Consider the following 16,990-nt stretch of genomic DNA (forward strand, 5'->3'; position numbering starts at 1 on the left):
CATGCACATCACGTTTGCAGACGAAGCCCCCGTTTTCGACGGCGACGATCTCGCCATTCATTTTGCCGCGCTCATCGACGGCGAGCCGGTCGTATGTTCGATCACCGCCGAAGCGCTCGAAGATCATTTCGGCGCGAAGTCGGCTCGCGAGGAAGATCTGCTCGATGCATACGCGCGCGGCACGGCGCGCATTCGCGCGGTGTGCGCCGAAGTGCTCGACGACAACGGCGGCCAGCCCGCCGTGCTGAGAAGCGGTTTGTTCCGCGTCGCCGGCATGGAGCCGGACTGAGCCGCTCACGCAGCGCAACGCATTCAATCACCCAAGCCAACAAGGAGGGAACATGTCACTGATCATTGCGGGCCGATTTCAGACCTTTCGCGCGGCCGAATCGGCAGCCCAGAAGCTCTTCGCGAAAGGCTTCGTGGAAGAAGACGTGACGCTCTTCTTCGTCAATCCGAGCGGCCAGCACGCGCGCTATCCCGTCGGCGGCGATGTCGGCACCGATGCGGGCGCGAGCGCGGCGCCCAAAGGCGCCGGCAAGGGCGTGACGATCGGTGCGGTCGCCGGTGCGGTGGTGGGTGCGGCGATCTTCGCGGTATTTCATGCGCCGCTGCTCGTCTCGGTGATCGCGGCGGGCGTCGGTGCTTATGTGGGATCGCTCGTCGGCGCGATGTCGCATACGAAGAAGCCGAAGGACGCCGCGCACGCCGAGGAGCCCGCGCGACATGCGGGTGTGCTCGTCGCGGTGCATGTATCGCCGGAATCGCAGGATCAGGCGGCCGCGGCGCTGCGTGAGGCGGGCGGTATCGATATCGAGCGTGCGTCGGGACGATGGAAACAAGGTCGCTGGAGCGATTTCGATCCGCTGCAGCCGCCGCATCCGGTGGGTGAGTTCGCGCACACGCGCGCGTGATTTCTCGCTGTGCCCAATGACGACGCCCGCTTCTCGCGGGCGTTTGTTTGTCGGCGTGTTAGACCCAGGGCGTGTGCGTTCGATTCGCCGGCAGATTCGCGCGCAGACGGCATTCGGCGGGCAGCACACGCGCCTTGCTTTCGCTTGCGGCGGGCGCTTCGCAGATACGCCCATAATCCGCGTGCGATGCCTGCACGGGTTGCTCTTCGATGACGTGTTGACGCACATGCAAGGTCAGCGCGGACGCCGCCATCGCCACAAGGATCAGAAACTCGCGATGCGCGAGCCGGTTCAAGAATTTCACTGCGTTCTCCTGTCGCCGTGTTCTGCGCGCGTCTCGAATCGGATGCGCGCTGTAATGCCGTGTCGGCAGCAAATCACATGCCCCGCCGCGAATGATGCGGGCACGCCGCGTGCGTACTGAATCGGCGAGCCGCATCCCGCAGGGAGGCTGCGCAGCGGCAATGTCGAAACCAATGGGAGGTGTTATATGAGCACGAACGTCGTATCGGTACTCAACGATCTCGTCGAAACCTCGAAGGACGGGGAAAAGGGTTTTCTCAAGGCCGCCGAGGATACGCGTGATCCAAGCCTCAAGCTGCTATTCCAGAATCGCGCGCAGAAGTGCGCGGAAGGCGCGCGCGAGCTACAGGACGTGGTCGCGCGGCTGGGCGGAAAGCCCGAAACCGGCGGATCGGTGGCCGGCGCGCTGCATCGCGGCTGGGTCGACGTGAAGTCGGCCGTGAGCGGCCACAGCGATCACGCGATTCTCGCCGAGTGCGAGCGTGGCGAGGATGCCGCGAAGAAGAACTATCGTCAGGCGCTGGACAAGGATCTGCCTGCCGATGTCCGCGCGATCGTCGAACGCCAGTATCAGGGCGTGCTGGAAAATCACGATCGTATCCGCGATCTGCGCGATCAGTACGCGGCCGCGAAGTCCTGAAGCGGTTGATGCAAAAGCGGCCCGATGACGATCGGGCCGCATGAACGCAAACGGCCGCGCGATGCGGCCGTTTGTTTGTCGAGCGTCAGGTTACTGCGGCTGACCCTTGTCGTTCGTGCCGAGCGCCGAAGCCGCCGCCGCTGCCGACGCGCCCTTCAGCTTGTGCGCCTTGTCCTGCTGATGCAGATAGGTGCCCTTCTGCTTCTTCGCATGCGCGCCAGCATCCGCGCCTGCCGTGGCCGCATCGGACGCTGCCTGCGCAAACGCCGCCGTCGAGAATGCCAGCGCGAGCGCGCCGATCAATGCCATCTTTTTCGTCTTCATGAAGAGCTCCTGTTTTGCCGGGGCCTCTGAACGCCGGGCTACTGCGCATTCGTGAGCCACCTGTGTGAGTGCCGTCCTAAACGGTCGTACTCGTTTTTAAGTTTCGAAGTGCTGCGAGGTGATGCGCACTGCGTGAAGCGTCATGCGTGAATGTGCGACTGAAGCATCGGGCCATGCGACGCGAACCCTGGCCTCCATGCGAGAACCCGCGCTTCGTCCGATTCATCGCCGCTGATGGCGAATCGTCGAACCCCGCGCGGGTTCCGTACTGCTGGCACTCAACCGCGGCCCGCCGTGGCGAAGCCGGGCATACGAACTATGCCATTACTTGGCGGCAATTTTAAGATGGTTCTTCACGGAAGCAACACCCGACACGTTCGAGACGACTTCTTCGGCGGCGGTCTTGTCCTCTGCCGAAGGCACCGTGCCCGTCAGCGATACCACGCCCGAATGCGTCTTCACGTGGATGTGCGTGGACTTGACGTTCTTGGCGCCGAGCAACTCGGCCTTGACCTTCGTGGTGACGGCGCTGTCGTCGACCTTCTGGCCCATCGACGTGCCGGAACCGCTCGTCGACGACGCCGCAGTGGTTTGCGCGCCGACGTTGAGCGCGAACACGACACACGCGATACCACCGGCTGCCTTCAGGAATTGAGTCGTCTTCATGGCAATACTCCCATTTTTTCGATTTTGGTCTGGCGCCCCGTTCGCCTTTTTCGTGCGCGAGGCGGCTCTGCGATCACGTCCGCGCCGTAGCACGCGGATCGTGAACTCCGTACCGCAACTTGCGTGCCGGATCGACCTCACACGCTAAGCAGGCGCCGCGAGAACACGTGGAAAACGCCGCGCGGCAAGGCATTCGTGCGTCTGCGAACAAATCTTCGACGGTTGCAAAATCGTCCGCCGCAGCGCGCGCGACGCCGCCCGAAACGCGCGTCGCTTTTGTCTGAGCGCGTGTAAAAACTGCGTGAAAGCCGCGCGGAGAACCGTCCGGAAACGCCGGGCAGACTGCAAAAAACGTAGACGCGGCGCGAGCTTATCGAACGATGGCACGGCTGTTGCTTTACTGATCCGCAAACCAGCCCACTACGTCTAGAACAATCGAGGATTAGCAAGCAATGCCGCCTACACTCGAACTCCGCGCGAAACAAACCCTCGCGCTTACGCCGCGTCTGCAGCAGTCCGTGCGTCTCCTGCAACTCTCGTCCCTGGAGTTCCAGCAAGAACTGCGCAACGCGCTCGACACGAATCCCTTTCTCGAATACGACGAGTCGCAGACCGACGACAACGCCCTCGGCGCCGATAACGGCAGCTCGATGGGCGAATCGGCCTCGTCGACCACGGACAGCAACACCGCCGAAGCCCCGCTCGCGTCCGAATCGAACATGGAAAGCGAGCAAAGGGCCGATTCGGAATCGCGCGACGACTCCATGAACGAGTTCTCGTCCGATCCGTTCGGACGCGGTTCGTCGCGCAACAACGGCGACGGGGAAGGCTCCGATCCGGCGGACTGGGTGCGCATCGAGCCGTCGCTGCACGAAACGCTCCACGATGCATTGCGGCTCTATCAGTTGAACGAGCGCGACCGCGCGATTGCGCAGCTCATCATCGAAGCGCTCGATGACGACGGCTATCTGCGCCAGGAATTGAGCGAGCTCGCGAATGTCGTCGAGATCGAACCCGCGCTGCATGAGGACGAACTCAACATCGCGCTCAAGCTCGTGCAGTCGCTCGACAAGCCGGGCGTCGGCGCGCGCAATCTCTCCGAATGTCTGACATTGCAGCTCGAAGCGCTCGAAGAGGACACGCCGGGCCGCGCGGTTGCGCTCGAGATCGTCGGGCATCATCTGGAGCGTCTTGCTCGACGCGAACAGGCCGAATTGCAGAAGAAGATCGGCTGCAGCGCGGATGAACTGCGCGTCGCGTGCGCGCTCGTGCGTCGCCTCGATCCGAAGCCGGGCGAGAACTACGGTCAGAGCGAGGACAACTACGTGGTGCCCGACGTCATCGTGCGTCCGGTGAAGAAGCAATGGGTCGTGACGATCAACCCGGCCGTGCTGCCGCGTGCGCGTATCCATCGCATGTACGCGGAGCTTTTCGCGCAATCGGCCGGCGCGAGCCGCTCGCCGCTCGCGCAGCAGTTGCAGGAAGCGCGCTGGCTGATCCGCAACGCGCAGCAGCGCTTCACGACGATCCAGCGCGTTGCCGAATGCATCGTCTCGCATCAGAAGGCGTTCTTCGATTACGGCGAGATCGCGCTGAAGCCGCTCGTCCTGCGTGATGTCGCCGATGAGCTCGGCCTGCACGAATCGACCATCTCGCGCGCCACGGGCAACAAGTACATGTCCACGCCGCGCGGCATCTTCGAGTTCAAGCACTTCTTCCCGCGCGAACTGAGCACGGAAAGCGGTGGCACATGTTCGGCCGCGGCGGTGCGCGCGCTGCTCAAGGAAATGATCTCGAAGGAGAACACGCGCGATCCGCTGTCCGATGTGAGTCTCGCGAAGATGCTCGCGGATCAGGGCGTGATCGTCGCCAGGCGCACGGTGGCGAAGTATCGGCATCTCATGAAAGTGCCGCCCGCGGAACTGCGCCGTCAGGCATGATGGTTTCACGCTCTCAAGCGCTCGGCGACGACCCGGTCAAGCGAGGCGCCTGAGCGACAGGAGCGTAATCGACAGGCCGTCCGTTCGCGGACGGCCTTTTTTTGTCCGTGATCAGCGCCAGCCCGACGCCCGATGCGTGCGCTTTCTCGCGGCCGTCGCCGAAAGCTCCGCGCCGAGCAGAAACACCGCCGCCGAGTAATAAAGCCACATGAGGATGATCGCAAGCGACCCCGCTGCGCCGAACATGTTCGCCGTGCCCGCGTGCGCGAGATAGAACGCGAAGAGCCGCTTGCCGCCTTCGAAAAGCAGCGCGGCGGCGGTCGCGCCGAGCGCGGCATCGCCCCAGCGCATGCGCGTCGTCGGCAGAAACTTGAGCAGCACGGTGAACGCGACCATCAGCACGCCGATCGATATCGCGCGCCGCGTGAGGCCCGACAGCACGATGAACGGACTGCCGTCGCCGAGCACCCAATGGCCGAGTATTTCGACGAGCGCATCGAGCACGAGCAGCATCGCGACGAGCAAACCGGAGCCGACCACGAGCCCGAACGACATCAGCCTCACGCGCAGCAGCGTGACGATGCTCTCGCGCGTGCTCACGGCGGGCGTCGGCCAGATGACATTGAGCGCGCTATGCAAAGACGAAAACGTCGCCGACGCGCCGATCAGCACGCCCGCGAGCGACAGAATCGCCGTGCTGCGCGCGATGTCCGCATGCCACGCGTTCGCGACGATCGCCTCGAGCGTGTGAGCCGCGTCCACGCCCACGACACCGCTGATCTCGTCGAAGAGCCGCCCTTGTACGGCGTCGGCGCCGAAGAACACGCTCGCCACCGCGATCACGATGACGAGCGTCGGCGCGAGCGAAAACGCGGCGAAAAACGCGATCGACGCCGAGAACATCAGGCAATGATCCTGCGACCATTGCATGATCGGATCGACGATCCACGAAAACCAGCCGAACCGCGACGTGCGGCCCGAAGCGACAGGCGCGGATTGAGTGGCGGAAACGTCCTGATCCATCGGCGGAAAGCGTGAGCGCGGCTTGAAGTGTCAATCGACGATGTTAGCCCCGCGCTGCGAATCGTGTGTAAAAAACGGCGCGCTTCCGCTGGAAGCGCGCCGCGTTCATGTTGCGTTGTCCGGCTGCGTATCAGGGTCTCTGGGTCTCAGGGTCGATCGTCGGCCGGGTCGGCGTCCTCGTCGGCGAGGCCGCGGGCTTCGTCCTCGATCTCGTCGGGCAGGATATCGGCGTCGGCTTCCAGATTGTTGTCGCCGTCCGCCGACGCGGTCTCGCCGGTGCCGAAGCGGTCCGTATCGCTGTTCAGTTCGGCTTTGGACTGGCCGAGCGCGTGCGCGTCGAGTTCATCTTCGATGTCGCCCGGATAGCGCTTTTCGCCCTGCACGTCCGAGCCGCTGTCCGACGAGTCGCTCGGGCCGAGCGCCCCGGTGCCGTGCCCCTTGCCGTACTCCGCGCCGTCGTCTTCGGGCGGGTTCAATGTACTTCCGCTCATCATGACCTCCTGGGATCGTGTCGATGATGAATCCGCAAGTCCCGTTCCGCGATCTCCCGGCTTGGCGCATGAAAAAACCCCGCGCCTCTGTCGAGGCGCGGGGCTGTACGTGCAAGACGAGATTTGGCGCGGGCTCAGGCCTTCGCCGCCGGGCGCTTGGCGCCGGTCGCGCCCTGCCTCACCGTATTGACGGTTTTTTCGGTCACCGATGTCGCGGTCGCGACGCTGCGCAGGTCCGACAGGAACGAATCGCGCCACACCGAAAGATTATTCTCGCGCAACGGCGCCATCATGTCCGCGTGACGCGCCTGACGCTCGGCGAGCGGCATCGACAGCGCGCGCTCCAGTGCTTCGGACATCTGCGACAGATCGAACGGATTGACGACGAGCGCGCCCGGCAATTGATCCGCCGCGCCCGCGAACTGCGACAGCACGAGCGCGCCCGGATCGGCCGGATCCTGTGACGCGACATACTCCTTCGCGACGAGATTCATGCCGTCACGCAGCGGCGTCACATAGCCGACCTGCGAGAGACGGAACAGCGCCATCAGCAGATTGCGTTCGTATTTGCGGTTCAGATACTGGATCGGCGTCCAGTCGAGCTGGGCGAAACGCCCGTTGATGCGGCCCGCCTCGCCTTCCAGATTCTGGCGGATGCGTTGATAGGTCTGCACGTCCGAGCGCGTAGGCGGCGCGATCTGCACAAGCGACACGCGGCCATGCCAGCCCGGCGCGTTCAGCAAAAGCCGCTCGAACGCCTGAAAGCGCTCGACGAGACCCTTCGAATAGTCGAGCCGGTCGACGCTCATGATGAGCTTGCGCCCGTGCATGCTGTCGCGCAGGCTTTTCACCTGCTTGCGGTTCGCGAACTGGTCGGCGGCCTTCGCGATGGCGTCCGGATAGATGCCGATCGGATATGCGCCCACTTTCAGCATGCGGCCGAACGCCTGCAGCATGCCGTCGTCTTCGTTGAAGTGGCCGCGGCTCGTACGCTCCACGTAATCGATGAACGACTGCTTGTCGTTGTCGGTCTGGAAGCCGACGACGTCGTACTGGCACATCGCCGCGATGAGTTCCTCGTGCGGCGGCACCGTGCGCATGATTTCCGGCACCGGAAACGGAATGTGCAGAAAGAAGCCGATCGGATTCGCGACGCCGAGCTTTCGCAGCTCCTGCGCGAACGGGAGCATGTGATAGTCGTGCACCCAGATGATGTCGTCGGGCTTGAGCATCGTCTTCAGCTTCGCGGCGAGGCTCGCGTTGACGCGCATATAACCCGCGTATTCCTCGCGATCGAAGCGCGAGAGATCGTTGCGATAGTGAAAAGTCGGCCACAGCGTGGCGTTCGAGAAACCTCGGTAGTACTGGTCGTAATCGCGGCGCGTGAGTCCGACCGTCGCGTAGGTCACTTTGCCGCCTTTCTCAACGACCGGAGCGCCCGCCTCGCCGACGATCTCGCCGCTCCATCCGAACCACACGCCCCCAGTCTCCTTGAGCGCATCGAGAACGCCGATCGCGAGGCCGCCCGCGCTGGGCTTGCCTTCCTGGATCGGTGCGACGCGATTCGATACCACGATCAATCTGCTCATTACAGCATCACCTCATCAGTTGTCGTTGCATGCTCGAATTGGCGATCAAGGGTATGCAAAAGCTGTGCCTTTTTGTCGGTTTTTGTAAATGAAAGTTTGTATGAAGATGTTACGGACGAACGAAAATACGCGGCGAACGCACGCCGCGTAGAAATTTTTATTCTTGTGCCGGGTGCGTCCGCCGGCGGAATTCACGAATCCTGCTCGGAGCCCAGGTCGCGTTGATAGTCGATCCCTTCGCGGCGCACGCCGCCCTGATTGTGCTCGCCATCGGGCGGCACGCCAGGCGCGGGGCGGTTCTGGCCGGCAGGATCGTGATCGGCGGGCGGCGCCGATGCGCCCTGGGCGCCGGCTGCCTTGGCGGCTTCGGCGCGCGCTTCGCGCTTGGAAGAATGACGCGCGGAGCGTCGGAGTGCGGGATGCCTCATGATGCCTCCAGAGAAGAAGGCCGTCGCGATAGTGACGTCGGCGGCGTCGGACCGTTGCGCTTGGGCAAGCGCGGCTTCAGAAAAAGCGACCGGCGACAGGACGTGTCGCCGGTCATTGTTTCACCATCCGTTGTAATCTCTACGCTGCGGATGGAAACTTATTCAAACTTTGCACGAATTCTGGGCATTGTCCAATGTCTGCAGTCCTGCGTCCTTCTGCGTTGCTAATACACGTGCGGCGTTTCGCCCGGTCCCGGCGGCGGATCGCCGATCGGCTGCGACGGCGGCTCGGGCGGCTCGCGCGTCGGATCCGGATTCGTGTCGGGCGGAATCGGCGTGGGCGGCGGCTGATCGGGCGGCGTTACCGGCGGGTCCGGCGGCTGCGGCGTCTGTGCTTCGATACGGTGAACATCGGAAGCGCGACTGGACGGGCTGTGTGGCATGGCGGGCTCCTTGCGGTCTTGTGATCGTACTTTCGCCATCCGTCGGCGCCTGCGCGCCACGCGCGGATGTCATTCGATCGGCAGCAAGGGGCATGCCCCTCATCAGTCTCCGTTGCGCATCTCCTGTCACATTATCGGCGTAGAAAACGCGCCTGCCAATGAAAAACGCCTGCGCACTTTAAAAGCCGCAGGCGTTGTTTTCGTCTAAAGATAAGCGACGTTCAGGTATTTTCGCTATCTGCCTCGTTCATGTCGCCGCCTTCTCCGACAGCAGCCTTGTTCGCGTCCTCGCCGTACTCGACGAGCCGGTTATAAAGCGTTTTCAGGCTGATGCCGAGGATTTCGGCGGCGCGCGTCTTCACGCCGCCGCACTGGTCGAGCGTGGCGAGGATGAGCTGACGGTCGGCCTGTGCGAGCGAGGTGCCGAACGGTATGGTCACGGCCGTGCCCGCCGATGGTTTCGACAGCGAAATCTGCAGCGGCACCGTGGCCGTGCTGTCCGAATCCGTCGCCGACATGATGTACGCGCGCTGCACGTAGTTCTTCAGCTCGCGCACGTTGCCCGGCCAGTTATACGACGCCAGCATCTCGCGCACGGCCGGCGGGAAGCCTTTTTTCGTGTTGTAGCGGGAGTTCAGCTCGTCGAGGAATGCTTGTCCGAGCAGCTCGACGTCCTTGCCCCGCTCGCGCAACGGCGGCAGGTTGATCGGGAATACGTTCAGCCGGTGATAGAGGTCGAGGCGCAGCTTGCCTTCGAGCACGGCCTGCTCGGGATCGCGATTGGTCGCGGCGATGAGGCGCACGTCCGTCTCGAGTTCCTTGGTCGTGCCGACGCGCATGAACATGCCCGTCTCCAGCACGCGCAGCAACTTCACCTGAAGCTCGATCGGCATTTCGGTGATTTCGTCGAGGAACAACGTGCCGCCGTTCGCGCGCTCGAAATAGCCCTTGTGCTGCCGATCCGCGCCCGTGAACGAGCCGCGCTCGTGGCCGAACATCTCCGATTCGATCAGGTTCGGCGAGATCGCCCCGCAGTTCACCGCGATGAACGAATGCTTGCGGCGCAGGCTAAGCTCGTGCAGCGTCTGAGCGGCGACTTCCTTGCCGGTTCCCGATTCGCCGATCAGCAACACGGACGCGGCCGTCGGCGCGACCCGGCCGATCTGGTCGTACACTGTTTGCATCGCGGGCGAATTGCCGAGCATCAGACCGAAGCGGCCCATGCGGCGCAACTCGCCGCGCAAGGTGCCGATTTCCGCTTTCAGGTCGCCGGCGCGCGGCAGGCGCGAGAGGATGGCCTTCACGCGCTGCATGTTGATCGGTTTGACGAGGTAGTCCGTCGCGCCCATCTTGAGCGCGCTGACAGCGGATTCCACCGTCGCGTGGCCGGTTATCACGATCACCTCGACGCCCGAGCGCGGGTCGAGATCCTCGAAAAGATCGACGCCCGTGCCGTCGGGCAGCTTGAGATCGGTGAACACGACGTCCGGCGTTTGCCGCACGAGCTGAATGCGTGCCTCGCGCAAATCGCCGGCGGTGGCCGTCGTCAATCCGTCTTCGCCGATGATCGCGGCTAGCGCCTCGCGGGTACTGGGATCGTCATCGACAATCAATACGTGTGGCATTGCGTCTCGAATTCTTCCAAAGCGTTTTCAGGTCACACGCCATGATGTGGCATGGTCTTCTCCGTGCGGCATGGACGCCGACGGGCCGGTGCGATTCGCGATATCCGCCGATTAAAGGTAATCGACGCGACGCAAAATGCGCAAAAAATAGAATAATTTCCGATGATCCGTACGCTTGGTTCAAACCCAGCGTAAGTTTTTCCATTTAGACAACTTATGGCCGGAGTTTCACCGATTATAAGCGTTTATCACGCTAAAAAACGCACGCTGATTCAGCGCGCGTTTCTTTGGTCGCATCATTAAAAAGCGTTAGCGGGATGAAGCAGTCAGGCTCAACTCCGCGGAAAATGCCACGCATCCGGAGTTCCGCCGACGACGCCATGGCCATTTACGGCCTTCGCGCTTGCGCCGGTCGACGGGCTCAGCACTTTGCCGCCCTCGTCTTCCCAGCGGTTCAGGTCACGCGCCGCGCGCCGTCCGGCGAGATCCTGCGACTGCACCCACTTCCACGCGAGAACGCTGCCAACTGCGAACAACGCGCCGAAAATTCCGATCGAGGGCCGTGCCATTGTGTTCTCTCCCATCATCAATAAAATTCGCCGCCGCGATTAAACGACGGCTCTGCGCATTCATGTTGCATGCGCGGCGAATCAGCGGGAAACCAGAAGCCCCACCAGAAAGCCGACGCCCGCCGCAATGCCGAGCGACTGCCACGGATTGTCCTTCACGTATTTCTCGGTGCAATCGACGCCCGCGCGATAACGGCTTTGCGCATTCGCCTGCGCATCTTCCAGCGCGCCACGCGCCGAATCGACGTGATCGCGCAAACGCGCACGCAGCGCTTCGACGCCCTCGCCGGGCAGCGTCGCCGATAAACGCAGCAATTCCTCCGAATCGTTCAGCAGCACCTTGATGTCTTCGATGATCTTTTGCTTGCCCAACGCAAGCTGGACAGTCGTTTGACTCATAAGATGTAGTCCTCGCCTAATTGGGTTTGTCTGAGCGCGCCGACGCGACAATCAGCGCGTTTCGGCGACAGGAAGGCGGGGCACGGCAAGGCGCCCGCCTGCTTCGAGACGTGCGCGCAGGCTGCGCACGACGCCGCTTGCCATCAGCGCGCCGCCCATCGCGCCGAACACGAGACTCGTCACGTTCGCGGCGCGTGCGAGCGCGGGCGTGCCCGCCGCATAGCCTAGCACCGCGCACATCAGCGCGGTGACGAGCGCGACGGCGGCCCAGTGATAGATGTCGATCGGCTCGCCCGTCACGAGTTCCTGGCGCTCACCGCCCGAACCGTTCGCGCGTCGCGTGCGAAGCGGCCGTGTGGGCGTGGTGCGCTCGTGTGCGGGCCCGTCGAAAATAAAGAAGTCTTCCATGATGCTTTTGCCTCTCTCGCCCATTCTCGTGTGTGCGCCTCAGGGCGATGCTCGTCGGCGACTTTCGAACAAGTATCACGATGACCGAGCTTATGCAGCTTTCGTGCCAGTGACGGGGAACCGGAGCCTGCCGCTCGGCCGCTACGTCCCGCCGCCAATGATCGGGTAACAATTACGCTGTGCCTTTGTAAATTCTCGGTGCGTAAAGGAGAACCTTTCCGGAAGTACGCGGCACTCACCGCGCGGTTCAGACAAAATGCGCCCCCGGCCGGCCAGCGCATTGCCGCAATGTCGTTGCGAATGGTTAAATAGCGTTTATGAGATAGGCTCGTCTGTAAACAATCGGCGCTGCGAAATATCCGATGCAGACGTTCCTGGACCGACGCACTACGAGGAAGAGCGGCTCACGGCTAGCGTGAGCACGACGGGCAACGCGCACGGGCGCGTCATATGCCGATGCGCGCGGTCACCCACGGTTGCGCCGCTCGCGCGCGCCGAACCGCGCCCCGCCGGCTGCACGACCGGGGGCGCCCGCGCAGGCCGCCGCCCGCCCACGACATACGCAGAACTGGAACGATCAGGACACATGGCGTCAACCGATCTGGATCCGCCGCCCACCGCGGTCGGAGATACACCCGCGCAAAGAAAGCGCAACACGGGAGAAGTGCCGGGCCTGAAGTCCTATGGACTGCTCTACGGCTCGTCGCCCGTGATGCTGGAGTTGTATGCGCAAATCGAGCGCGTCGCCGCCACCGATGCGACAGCGCTCATCATCGGCGAGTCGGGCACCGGCAAGGAGCTCGTCGCCCGGACGATCCACGACCACAGCGCGCGCAAGGACGCGCCGTTCATTGCGGTGAACTGCGGCGCGATCCCCGACAACCTCATCGAGGCCGAACTCTTCGGTCACGAGAAAGGCAGCTTCACGGGCGCGGTGCAGGGGCGTATCGGCTATTTCGAGCACGCGAACGGCGGCACGCTCTTTCTCGACGAAGTCACGGAGATGTCGCCCGTGCGGCAGGTGAAGCTGCTGCGCGCGCTGGAAACAGGCACGTTCTTTCGCGTCGGCGGCAACGATCTCATCAGCTCGGATGTGCGCGTGATCGCGGCGACCAATCGCGATCCCGTCACGGCCGTGAAGGAAAACGGCTTGCGCGAGGATCTGATGTATCGGCTCGCGGTGTTCCCGTTGCGCGCGCCGCCGCTGCGCGAGCGCGATTCGGACCGCGAACTGCTCGCGCAGCATTTCCTTTCGGAGATGAACGCGCAGGAAGGCACGAGCAAGGTCTTCAGCAAACGCGCGCTCGACGTGCTGCGCACGTACTCATGGCCGGGGAACGTGCGCGAACTGAAGAACACGGTCTATCGCGCGTTCATCCTCGCGGAGAAGACGGTGGAGATCGCGCATCCGCATCTCGCGTCGCGCGTGAAGAAGCCCGTCACGCAGGGCGACGCGATGAACGTCTGGGTCGGCACCCCGCTCGCCGATGCGCAGAAGCAGATCATCCTCGGCACGCTCAAGCATTGCGGCGGCGACAAGCGGCGCGCGGCAAAGGCGCTCGGCGTGAGCCTCAAGACCTTGTATAACCGCCTCGGCGCATACGAAAACGAGGATACCGAAGGCGGCGACGCGGCGTCGGGCAGCGAGAACTGAATCGCCTGCCGGCTTTCATCGACATGACTCAAGAAGCGAGCGCGCACAGCCGCGCTCGCTTTTTTTTTGTCCGCGACGAAACGCGGATGAAGGCACACTTCGTGCGCTTGCAATTTCTTGCAATTTTCCCGAACCGGTAATTAGAAGCATGCTTCAAAATGCGCGAAGCCCGCGCACCGTGCCGACTTTGCGTTGCCGGGCAGCGACTTGAGGGCGATACCTCAAGCAGATTCGAGCCCTCGAACCCCGATTGGCAAGCGTCGGGATACGGTAGACGAAGGAACGCAACATGCAGATCAGGGTCCATCGGCGCAGCCCGCGCGCCGCCGCGCTCGCCGCGGTCATTTCAGGCGTCATCGCTTGCATGAGCCTCAGTGGATGTAACTCGCTCTATAGCGAAGGCGCGACAGCAGGCGCCGGTATCGCGGGCGCGGCGGTGGCAAACAGCGTCACCAGCAACGCCGCGGTGGCGACAGGCATCGGACTTGGCGCGGTCGCCGCGGCCCGCGCGGGCGTGCAGTACACGCAGCGCGTCGCTCATACCAACACGCAGGATCAGATCGCGTCGGCCGCCGGTCCGCTCGCGGTCGGTGCGGTTGCGCCGTGGAAGGCGGTGCATTCGGTGCCGATCGAAGAAGACGAGAAAGGCCGCGTGACGGTGAGCCGCACGATCAGCAGCGGCGTGCTCGAGTGCAAGGAGATCGTGTTCTCCGTCGATCGCGACGCAACCAAGGACCGCGCGGCCGACAGCGCGTTCTACGTCGCGTCGGTATGCCGTGACGGCGACAAGTGGAAGTGGGCCTCGGCCGAGCCCGCTACGCCGCGCTGGGGTTCGCTGCAATGACGCTGTCGCTCGACGTCACTCTGGCGCTGCGTCTCGGCATCGTCGCGGCGGGCGCGGCCGTGTGCATGTCGATGAGCGGCTGCGCTTCGATCGGCGCCGCGGCCGGCGCGACGGCCGGCATCGCGACGGGCGCGTTCACGACGAATCCGGCCATCGGGTTGGGCGTGGGTATCGCCGTGCAGGCCGCCACGGATGAGGCCGTCAAGCGCGTCACCAAATCGCTGCATCAGGATCAGCAGGTCATGATCGCGGTGACGGCGGGCATCTCTCAGGTCGGCGAAACCAGGCCGTGGAAGGTCAAGCACACCTTGCCGGTCGAGAACGGTCACGGTGAAGTGCGCGTGCTGCGCGAGTTCGGCAGCGCGCTCGCGACGTGCAAGGAATTCGCGTTCTCGGTCGTCGATGGCGACGATGCGAAAGCGCCCGCCGAGTGGTTCGTCGCAACGGCTTGCCAGCAGCCGAGCGGATGGAAATGGGCGTCGGCGGAGCCCGCGGTCGAGCGGTGGGGGAATTTGCAGTAGTTTCCCGGCTGGTCTTCCGAAGAGCGCGGTTTCCTCACGGACACCGCGCTTTTTTCATGACTTCAGCCGTTGGCGATCGCTTCCAGCGCGACGCGCGCGAGGAACCCGCTGCGGGTCTCGTGGCGCGCTTCGACATAGCTGTCGATCTTGTGCAGCACGAATCGCGGCAGGCTGATGTTGATGCGCTCCGGGCGGGAATCGAGCTTGGAGAGGTCCACTTCGACGAAGGCCCAGATGGCCGTGGCGAAATCCGGATCGACGATCAACTCCTCAATGCTTCGCGACGTAATCGAGACTTCCGCGCCGTCCTCGATGATCGTCTCGATGTGGAAAAAAATGGCTTCCTTCGCATTTTTGATCGCTTCGTGGATCGTATCTCCGGCTGAAAAAACGCCCGGAACGTTGGGCACGGTCACTCCGTAGCTGCTTTCAGGATCTTTATGAATGGCGAGGGCAAATTCCATTGTCCGGCTCCGTTACGACGAATACAGACGGTTGAGCAATCCGGCGCCTTTGAGGACCGATCTGGCCGTTCCGATCGCTACGTCTTTCTTTGGATGAACCACGGTTACGCGACCGATTTTGGTTGCGTGTCTGAAGTGGTGATGACTGCCTCGAGTGCGCACGAGCTCCCAGCCGTCATCCATCAGCATTCGAATCAAGCGCGATGAATCCATCTCGTCTCCGAATGCTGCGTGTGTAGCTTTACACACGCAGCAGTGATCTTCAAGACGAAAACGTTACGATTCAACGCGCCGCACGAACATTCAGCCAAACGGCCAACGCCAATGAAAAAGCGCGGTCCCGTCACCGGCAACCGCGCTTTCGATTCAATCCAACCCGAAGCCGCTCAAGCCTCCACATCCTCCAGACTCAGCATCTCCGTCTGGTCGTTATACGAGAAAATCTCCCCATAACGTCCCCAGTCGATGACCGCATCGAGCGTCTCCTGCGCGGCCTTGTCGGAGAGAAAGTCCTCCAGTTCCTGCTCGAAGCGCACGCGCGGCGCACGATGTCCCGGCCGCTCGTTCAGGACCTTCTTGATCCGCGCGGCCAGCGGCACGTGACGCAGCAGATGCTCCGCGAACATCATCTTGCGCTCCTGCGTGCCGAACTCGGCGAACACACGCGCTTGCGGCGTGAGGAAAATGTCGCCTTCGCGCACATCGGCGAAACCGAGGTGCTGCAGCACTTCCGCGATCGGAAAGAGATCATCGACTTCGAGATGCAGCGTGCGCGCGATCTCGGGCATGTCCGCGCGGCCGTGGTACGGTTCGGCCGCGAGCGTTTCGATGAGACCCGCCATCAGGTTGGTCGAGACCGACGGCAGCCAGCTTCCCAACTCGAGCCCCTTCTTCTTCGCTTCGTCCATCTGGCGCGCGGTCATTTTCGCGTAGATATCATCGACGAGACGCCTGAACGCCGGGTCCAGACGATTGCGCGGATGCTTGAACGGCACCTTGATCTCGGCCATCACGCGACCGGGATTCGACGACAGCACCAGAATGCGGTCGCACATGAACACCGCTTCCTCGATGTTGTGCGTGACGATCAGCACCGACTTGATCGGCATGCGCCCCTGTGTCCAGAGATCGAGCAAATCGGTGCGCAGGTTTTCGGCGGTCAGCACATCGAGCGCGGAGAACGGCTCGTCCATGAGCAGAAGCGTCGGATCGACGACGAGCGCCCGCGCGAAGCCCACGCGCTGGCGCATGCCGCCCGACAGTTCGCGCGGATACGCGTTTTCGAAGCCGTCGAGACCGATCAGGTCGATCGCGGCCAGCGCGCGTTCACGGCGCTCGCGCGCGCCCACGCCCTGCGCTTCCAGACCGGCTTCCACGTTCTGAAGCACGGTCAGCCACGGAAACAGCGCGAACGTCTGGAACACCATCGCGACGCCCTTCGCGGGTCCGCTCAGGGGCTTGTCCAGATAGGTCACTTCGCCGGCCGTCGGCTCGATCAGCCCGGCGATGATGCGCAACAGCGTCGACTTGCCCGAGCCCGAACGCCCGAGCAATCCGACGATCTCGCCTTCGCGCAGCGAGAGGTTGGCATCGTCGAGCACGAGCAGTTCGCCCTGCGTCTTGTTGAAGCCGCGGCTGACGTTCGCCACGCGCAGGATCTCCGCGCCGAGTCGCGGCGGCGTGCCTTGCGGGCGCTGGAAGCCCTGCGCCGCCGACGTATTTTTCAGGTTCTGCATCGGAACTCG

Annotated in this window: 22 protein-coding genes; 7 read left to right on the forward strand and 15 right to left on the reverse strand. The window is 63.3% G+C overall.

What is annotated here, in order from left to right:
• The first annotated feature begins 1 nt into the window (after position 1).
• Together IAG25_RS24415 and IAG25_RS24420 are read left to right on the forward strand one after the other, a co-directional pair.
• A complete protein-coding gene (locus IAG25_RS24415) occupies positions 2 to 289 on the forward strand; it encodes a DUF1488 domain-containing protein (RefSeq protein WP_238288245.1) in 288 nt (95 codons plus the stop codon).
• Positions 290 to 341: 52 nt separating this feature from the next.
• Positions 342 to 914 (forward strand): glycine zipper domain-containing protein, encoded by a 573-nt coding sequence (locus IAG25_RS24420; RefSeq protein WP_035506258.1) that lies wholly within the window; start codon positions 342 to 344, stop codon positions 912 to 914.
• A 58-nt stretch (positions 915 to 972) separates the two neighbouring features.
• On the opposite strand, the gene IAG25_RS24425 is transcribed toward IAG25_RS24420, so the two are convergent.
• Positions 973 to 1,218, reverse strand: coding sequence for a hypothetical protein (locus IAG25_RS24425; RefSeq protein WP_187607168.1), 246 nt, complete (start codon positions 1,216 to 1,218; stop codon positions 973 to 975).
• Between the two features lie 186 nt (positions 1,219 to 1,404).
• Here IAG25_RS24425 and IAG25_RS24430 point away from each other — a divergent pair, with 186 nt between their 5' ends.
• Entirely contained in the window at positions 1,405 to 1,857 is a 453-nt protein-coding gene (locus IAG25_RS24430; RefSeq protein WP_035506253.1) for a PA2169 family four-helix-bundle protein, read from the forward strand.
• 90 nt (positions 1,858 to 1,947) lie between these two features.
• Here IAG25_RS24430 and IAG25_RS24435 read toward each other — a convergent pair whose 3' ends face one another.
• Positions 1,948 to 2,181, reverse strand: a complete 234-nt coding sequence (locus tag IAG25_RS24435) for a hypothetical protein (RefSeq protein WP_035506251.1) — start codon at positions 2,179 to 2,181, stop codon at positions 1,948 to 1,950.
• A 324-nt stretch (positions 2,182 to 2,505) separates the two neighbouring features.
• Complete coding sequence (locus IAG25_RS24440; protein ID WP_187607169.1) at positions 2,506 to 2,847, reverse strand: BON domain-containing protein; 342 nt, start codon at positions 2,845 to 2,847, stop codon at positions 2,506 to 2,508.
• Between the two features lie 452 nt (positions 2,848 to 3,299).
• On the opposite strand from IAG25_RS24440, the gene IAG25_RS24445 reads away from it, so the two are divergent.
• A complete protein-coding gene (locus IAG25_RS24445; RefSeq protein WP_187607170.1) occupies positions 3,300 to 4,787 on the forward strand; it encodes an RNA polymerase factor sigma-54 in 1,488 nt (495 codons plus the stop codon).
• 111 nt (positions 4,788 to 4,898) lie between these two features.
• Here the strand turns inward: IAG25_RS24445 and IAG25_RS24450 are convergent, their stop codons facing one another.
• The 9 genes from IAG25_RS24450 to IAG25_RS24490 form a co-directional block, all read right to left on the reverse strand.
• Positions 4,899 to 5,810 carry a YihY/virulence factor BrkB family protein gene (locus IAG25_RS24450; RefSeq protein WP_187607171.1) on the reverse strand — a complete coding sequence of 304 codons (912 nt, stop codon included), beginning with the start codon at positions 5,808 to 5,810 and terminating at the stop codon, positions 4,899 to 4,901.
• Between the two features lie 146 nt (positions 5,811 to 5,956).
• On the reverse strand, positions 5,957 to 6,304 hold the full coding sequence (locus tag IAG25_RS24455; protein WP_187607172.1) for a chemotaxis protein: 348 nt from the start codon (positions 6,302 to 6,304) through the stop codon (positions 5,957 to 5,959).
• A gap of 131 nt (positions 6,305 to 6,435) precedes the next feature.
• The gene (gene otsA / locus IAG25_RS24460) at positions 6,436 to 7,890 is read right to left on the reverse strand and encodes an alpha,alpha-trehalose-phosphate synthase (UDP-forming) (protein WP_035506239.1); all 1,455 of its coding nucleotides are present in this window, start codon (positions 7,888 to 7,890) and stop codon (positions 6,436 to 6,438) included.
• 191 nt (positions 7,891 to 8,081) lie between these two features.
• The gene (locus IAG25_RS24465; RefSeq protein WP_035506237.1) at positions 8,082 to 8,318 is read right to left on the reverse strand and encodes a hypothetical protein; all 237 of its coding nucleotides are present in this window, start codon (positions 8,316 to 8,318) and stop codon (positions 8,082 to 8,084) included.
• 224 nt (positions 8,319 to 8,542) lie between these two features.
• The gene (locus IAG25_RS24470; protein WP_187607173.1) at positions 8,543 to 8,761 is read right to left on the reverse strand and encodes a hypothetical protein; all 219 of its coding nucleotides are present in this window, start codon (positions 8,759 to 8,761) and stop codon (positions 8,543 to 8,545) included.
• Between the two features lie 221 nt (positions 8,762 to 8,982).
• Positions 8,983 to 10,386, reverse strand: coding sequence for a sigma-54-dependent transcriptional regulator (locus IAG25_RS24475; RefSeq protein ID WP_035506232.1), 1,404 nt, complete (start codon positions 10,384 to 10,386; stop codon positions 8,983 to 8,985).
• A gap of 332 nt (positions 10,387 to 10,718) precedes the next feature.
• A complete protein-coding gene (locus tag IAG25_RS24480) occupies positions 10,719 to 10,955 on the reverse strand; it encodes a hypothetical protein (RefSeq protein WP_035506230.1) in 237 nt (78 codons plus the stop codon).
• Between the two features lie 81 nt (positions 10,956 to 11,036).
• Positions 11,037 to 11,354: a DUF883 family protein gene (locus IAG25_RS24485; RefSeq protein ID WP_187607174.1), complete on the reverse strand. Its 318-nt coding sequence runs from the start codon at positions 11,352 to 11,354 to the stop codon at positions 11,037 to 11,039.
• A 51-nt stretch (positions 11,355 to 11,405) separates the two neighbouring features.
• Positions 11,406 to 11,762 (reverse strand): hypothetical protein, encoded by a 357-nt coding sequence (locus IAG25_RS24490; RefSeq protein WP_187607175.1) that lies wholly within the window; start codon positions 11,760 to 11,762, stop codon positions 11,406 to 11,408.
• Positions 11,763 to 12,348: 586 nt separating this feature from the next.
• Between IAG25_RS24490 and IAG25_RS24495 the strand changes: the two genes are divergently transcribed.
• The 3 genes from IAG25_RS24495 (at position 12,349) to IAG25_RS24505 (ending at position 14,781) form a co-directional block, all read left to right on the forward strand.
• Positions 12,349 to 13,416, forward strand: coding sequence for a sigma-54 interaction domain-containing protein (locus IAG25_RS24495; RefSeq protein WP_187607176.1), 1,068 nt, complete (start codon positions 12,349 to 12,351; stop codon positions 13,414 to 13,416).
• A gap of 289 nt (positions 13,417 to 13,705) precedes the next feature.
• Positions 13,706 to 14,260, forward strand: coding sequence for a hypothetical protein (locus IAG25_RS24500; RefSeq protein ID WP_035506224.1), 555 nt, complete (start codon positions 13,706 to 13,708; stop codon positions 14,258 to 14,260).
• Positions 14,257 to 14,781: a hypothetical protein gene (locus tag IAG25_RS24505; RefSeq protein ID WP_187607177.1), complete on the forward strand. Its 525-nt coding sequence runs from the start codon at positions 14,257 to 14,259 to the stop codon at positions 14,779 to 14,781. Before IAG25_RS24500 ends, IAG25_RS24505 begins: the two co-directional genes overlap by 4 nt.
• 62 nt (positions 14,782 to 14,843) lie before the next feature.
• On the opposite strand, the gene IAG25_RS24510 is transcribed toward IAG25_RS24505, so the two are convergent.
• The 3 genes from IAG25_RS24510 to IAG25_RS24520 form a co-directional block, all read right to left on the reverse strand.
• Positions 14,844 to 15,245: a type II toxin-antitoxin system HicB family antitoxin gene (locus tag IAG25_RS24510; RefSeq protein ID WP_187607178.1), complete on the reverse strand. Its 402-nt coding sequence runs from the start codon at positions 15,243 to 15,245 to the stop codon at positions 14,844 to 14,846.
• Between the two features lie 12 nt (positions 15,246 to 15,257).
• Positions 15,258 to 15,458 (reverse strand): type II toxin-antitoxin system HicA family toxin, encoded by a 201-nt coding sequence (locus IAG25_RS24515; RefSeq protein ID WP_187607179.1) that lies wholly within the window; start codon positions 15,456 to 15,458, stop codon positions 15,258 to 15,260.
• 173 nt (positions 15,459 to 15,631) lie between these two features.
• A complete protein-coding gene (locus IAG25_RS24520; protein ID WP_035506214.1) occupies positions 15,632 to 16,981 on the reverse strand; it encodes an ABC transporter ATP-binding protein in 1,350 nt (449 codons plus the stop codon).
• Positions 16,982 to 16,990 lie beyond the last annotated feature (9 nt).

It is taken from the genome of Caballeronia sp. EK (assembly GCF_014384845.1).
In the GTDB taxonomy this organism is placed as follows: domain Bacteria; phylum Pseudomonadota; class Gammaproteobacteria; order Burkholderiales; family Burkholderiaceae; genus Caballeronia; species Caballeronia jiangsuensis.

Excerpts from the sequence above, each read along its gene's own strand:
- IAG25_RS24470 (WP_187607173.1), bottom strand. The coding sequence starts at position 8,761 with ATGCCACACAGCCCGTCCAGTCGCGCTTCCGATGTTCACCGTATCGAA.
- IAG25_RS24515 (WP_187607179.1), bottom strand. The coding sequence starts at position 15,458 with ATGGATTCATCGCGCTTGATTCGAATGCTGATGGATGACGGCTGGGAG.
- IAG25_RS24520 (WP_035506214.1), bottom strand. The coding sequence starts at position 16,981 with ATGCAGAACCTGAAAAATACGTCGGCGGCGCAGGGCTTCCAGCGCCCG.
- IAG25_RS24510 (WP_187607178.1), bottom strand. The coding sequence starts at position 15,245 with ATGGAATTTGCCCTCGCCATTCATAAAGATCCTGAAAGCAGCTACGGA.
- IAG25_RS24415 (WP_238288245.1), top strand. The coding sequence starts at position 2 with ATGCACATCACGTTTGCAGACGAAGCCCCCGTTTTCGACGGCGACGAT.
- IAG25_RS24445 (WP_187607170.1), top strand. The coding sequence starts at position 3,300 with ATGCCGCCTACACTCGAACTCCGCGCGAAACAAACCCTCGCGCTTACG.
- IAG25_RS24450 (WP_187607171.1), bottom strand. The coding sequence starts at position 5,810 with ATGGATCAGGACGTTTCCGCCACTCAATCCGCGCCTGTCGCTTCGGGC.
- IAG25_RS24430 (WP_035506253.1), top strand. The coding sequence starts at position 1,405 with ATGAGCACGAACGTCGTATCGGTACTCAACGATCTCGTCGAAACCTCG.
- IAG25_RS24505 (WP_187607177.1), top strand. The coding sequence starts at position 14,257 with ATGACGCTGTCGCTCGACGTCACTCTGGCGCTGCGTCTCGGCATCGTC.
- IAG25_RS24490 (WP_187607175.1), bottom strand. The coding sequence starts at position 11,762 with ATGGAAGACTTCTTTATTTTCGACGGGCCCGCACACGAGCGCACCACG.
- otsA (WP_035506239.1), bottom strand. The coding sequence starts at position 7,890 with ATGAGCAGATTGATCGTGGTATCGAATCGCGTCGCACCGATCCAGGAA.
- IAG25_RS24435 (WP_035506251.1), bottom strand. The coding sequence starts at position 2,181 with ATGAAGACGAAAAAGATGGCATTGATCGGCGCGCTCGCGCTGGCATTC.
- IAG25_RS24495 (WP_187607176.1), top strand. The coding sequence starts at position 12,349 with ATGGCGTCAACCGATCTGGATCCGCCGCCCACCGCGGTCGGAGATACA.
- IAG25_RS24455 (WP_187607172.1), bottom strand. The coding sequence starts at position 6,304 with ATGATGAGCGGAAGTACATTGAACCCGCCCGAAGACGACGGCGCGGAG.
- IAG25_RS24485 (WP_187607174.1), bottom strand. The coding sequence starts at position 11,354 with ATGAGTCAAACGACTGTCCAGCTTGCGTTGGGCAAGCAAAAGATCATC.
- IAG25_RS24420 (WP_035506258.1), top strand. The coding sequence starts at position 342 with ATGTCACTGATCATTGCGGGCCGATTTCAGACCTTTCGCGCGGCCGAA.
- IAG25_RS24475 (WP_035506232.1), bottom strand. The coding sequence starts at position 10,386 with ATGCCACACGTATTGATTGTCGATGACGATCCCAGTACCCGCGAGGCG.
- IAG25_RS24480 (WP_035506230.1), bottom strand. The coding sequence starts at position 10,955 with ATGGCACGGCCCTCGATCGGAATTTTCGGCGCGTTGTTCGCAGTTGGC.
- IAG25_RS24465 (WP_035506237.1), bottom strand. The coding sequence starts at position 8,318 with ATGAGGCATCCCGCACTCCGACGCTCCGCGCGTCATTCTTCCAAGCGC.
- IAG25_RS24440 (WP_187607169.1), bottom strand. The coding sequence starts at position 2,847 with ATGAAGACGACTCAATTCCTGAAGGCAGCCGGTGGTATCGCGTGTGTC.
- IAG25_RS24500 (WP_035506224.1), top strand. The coding sequence starts at position 13,706 with ATGCAGATCAGGGTCCATCGGCGCAGCCCGCGCGCCGCCGCGCTCGCC.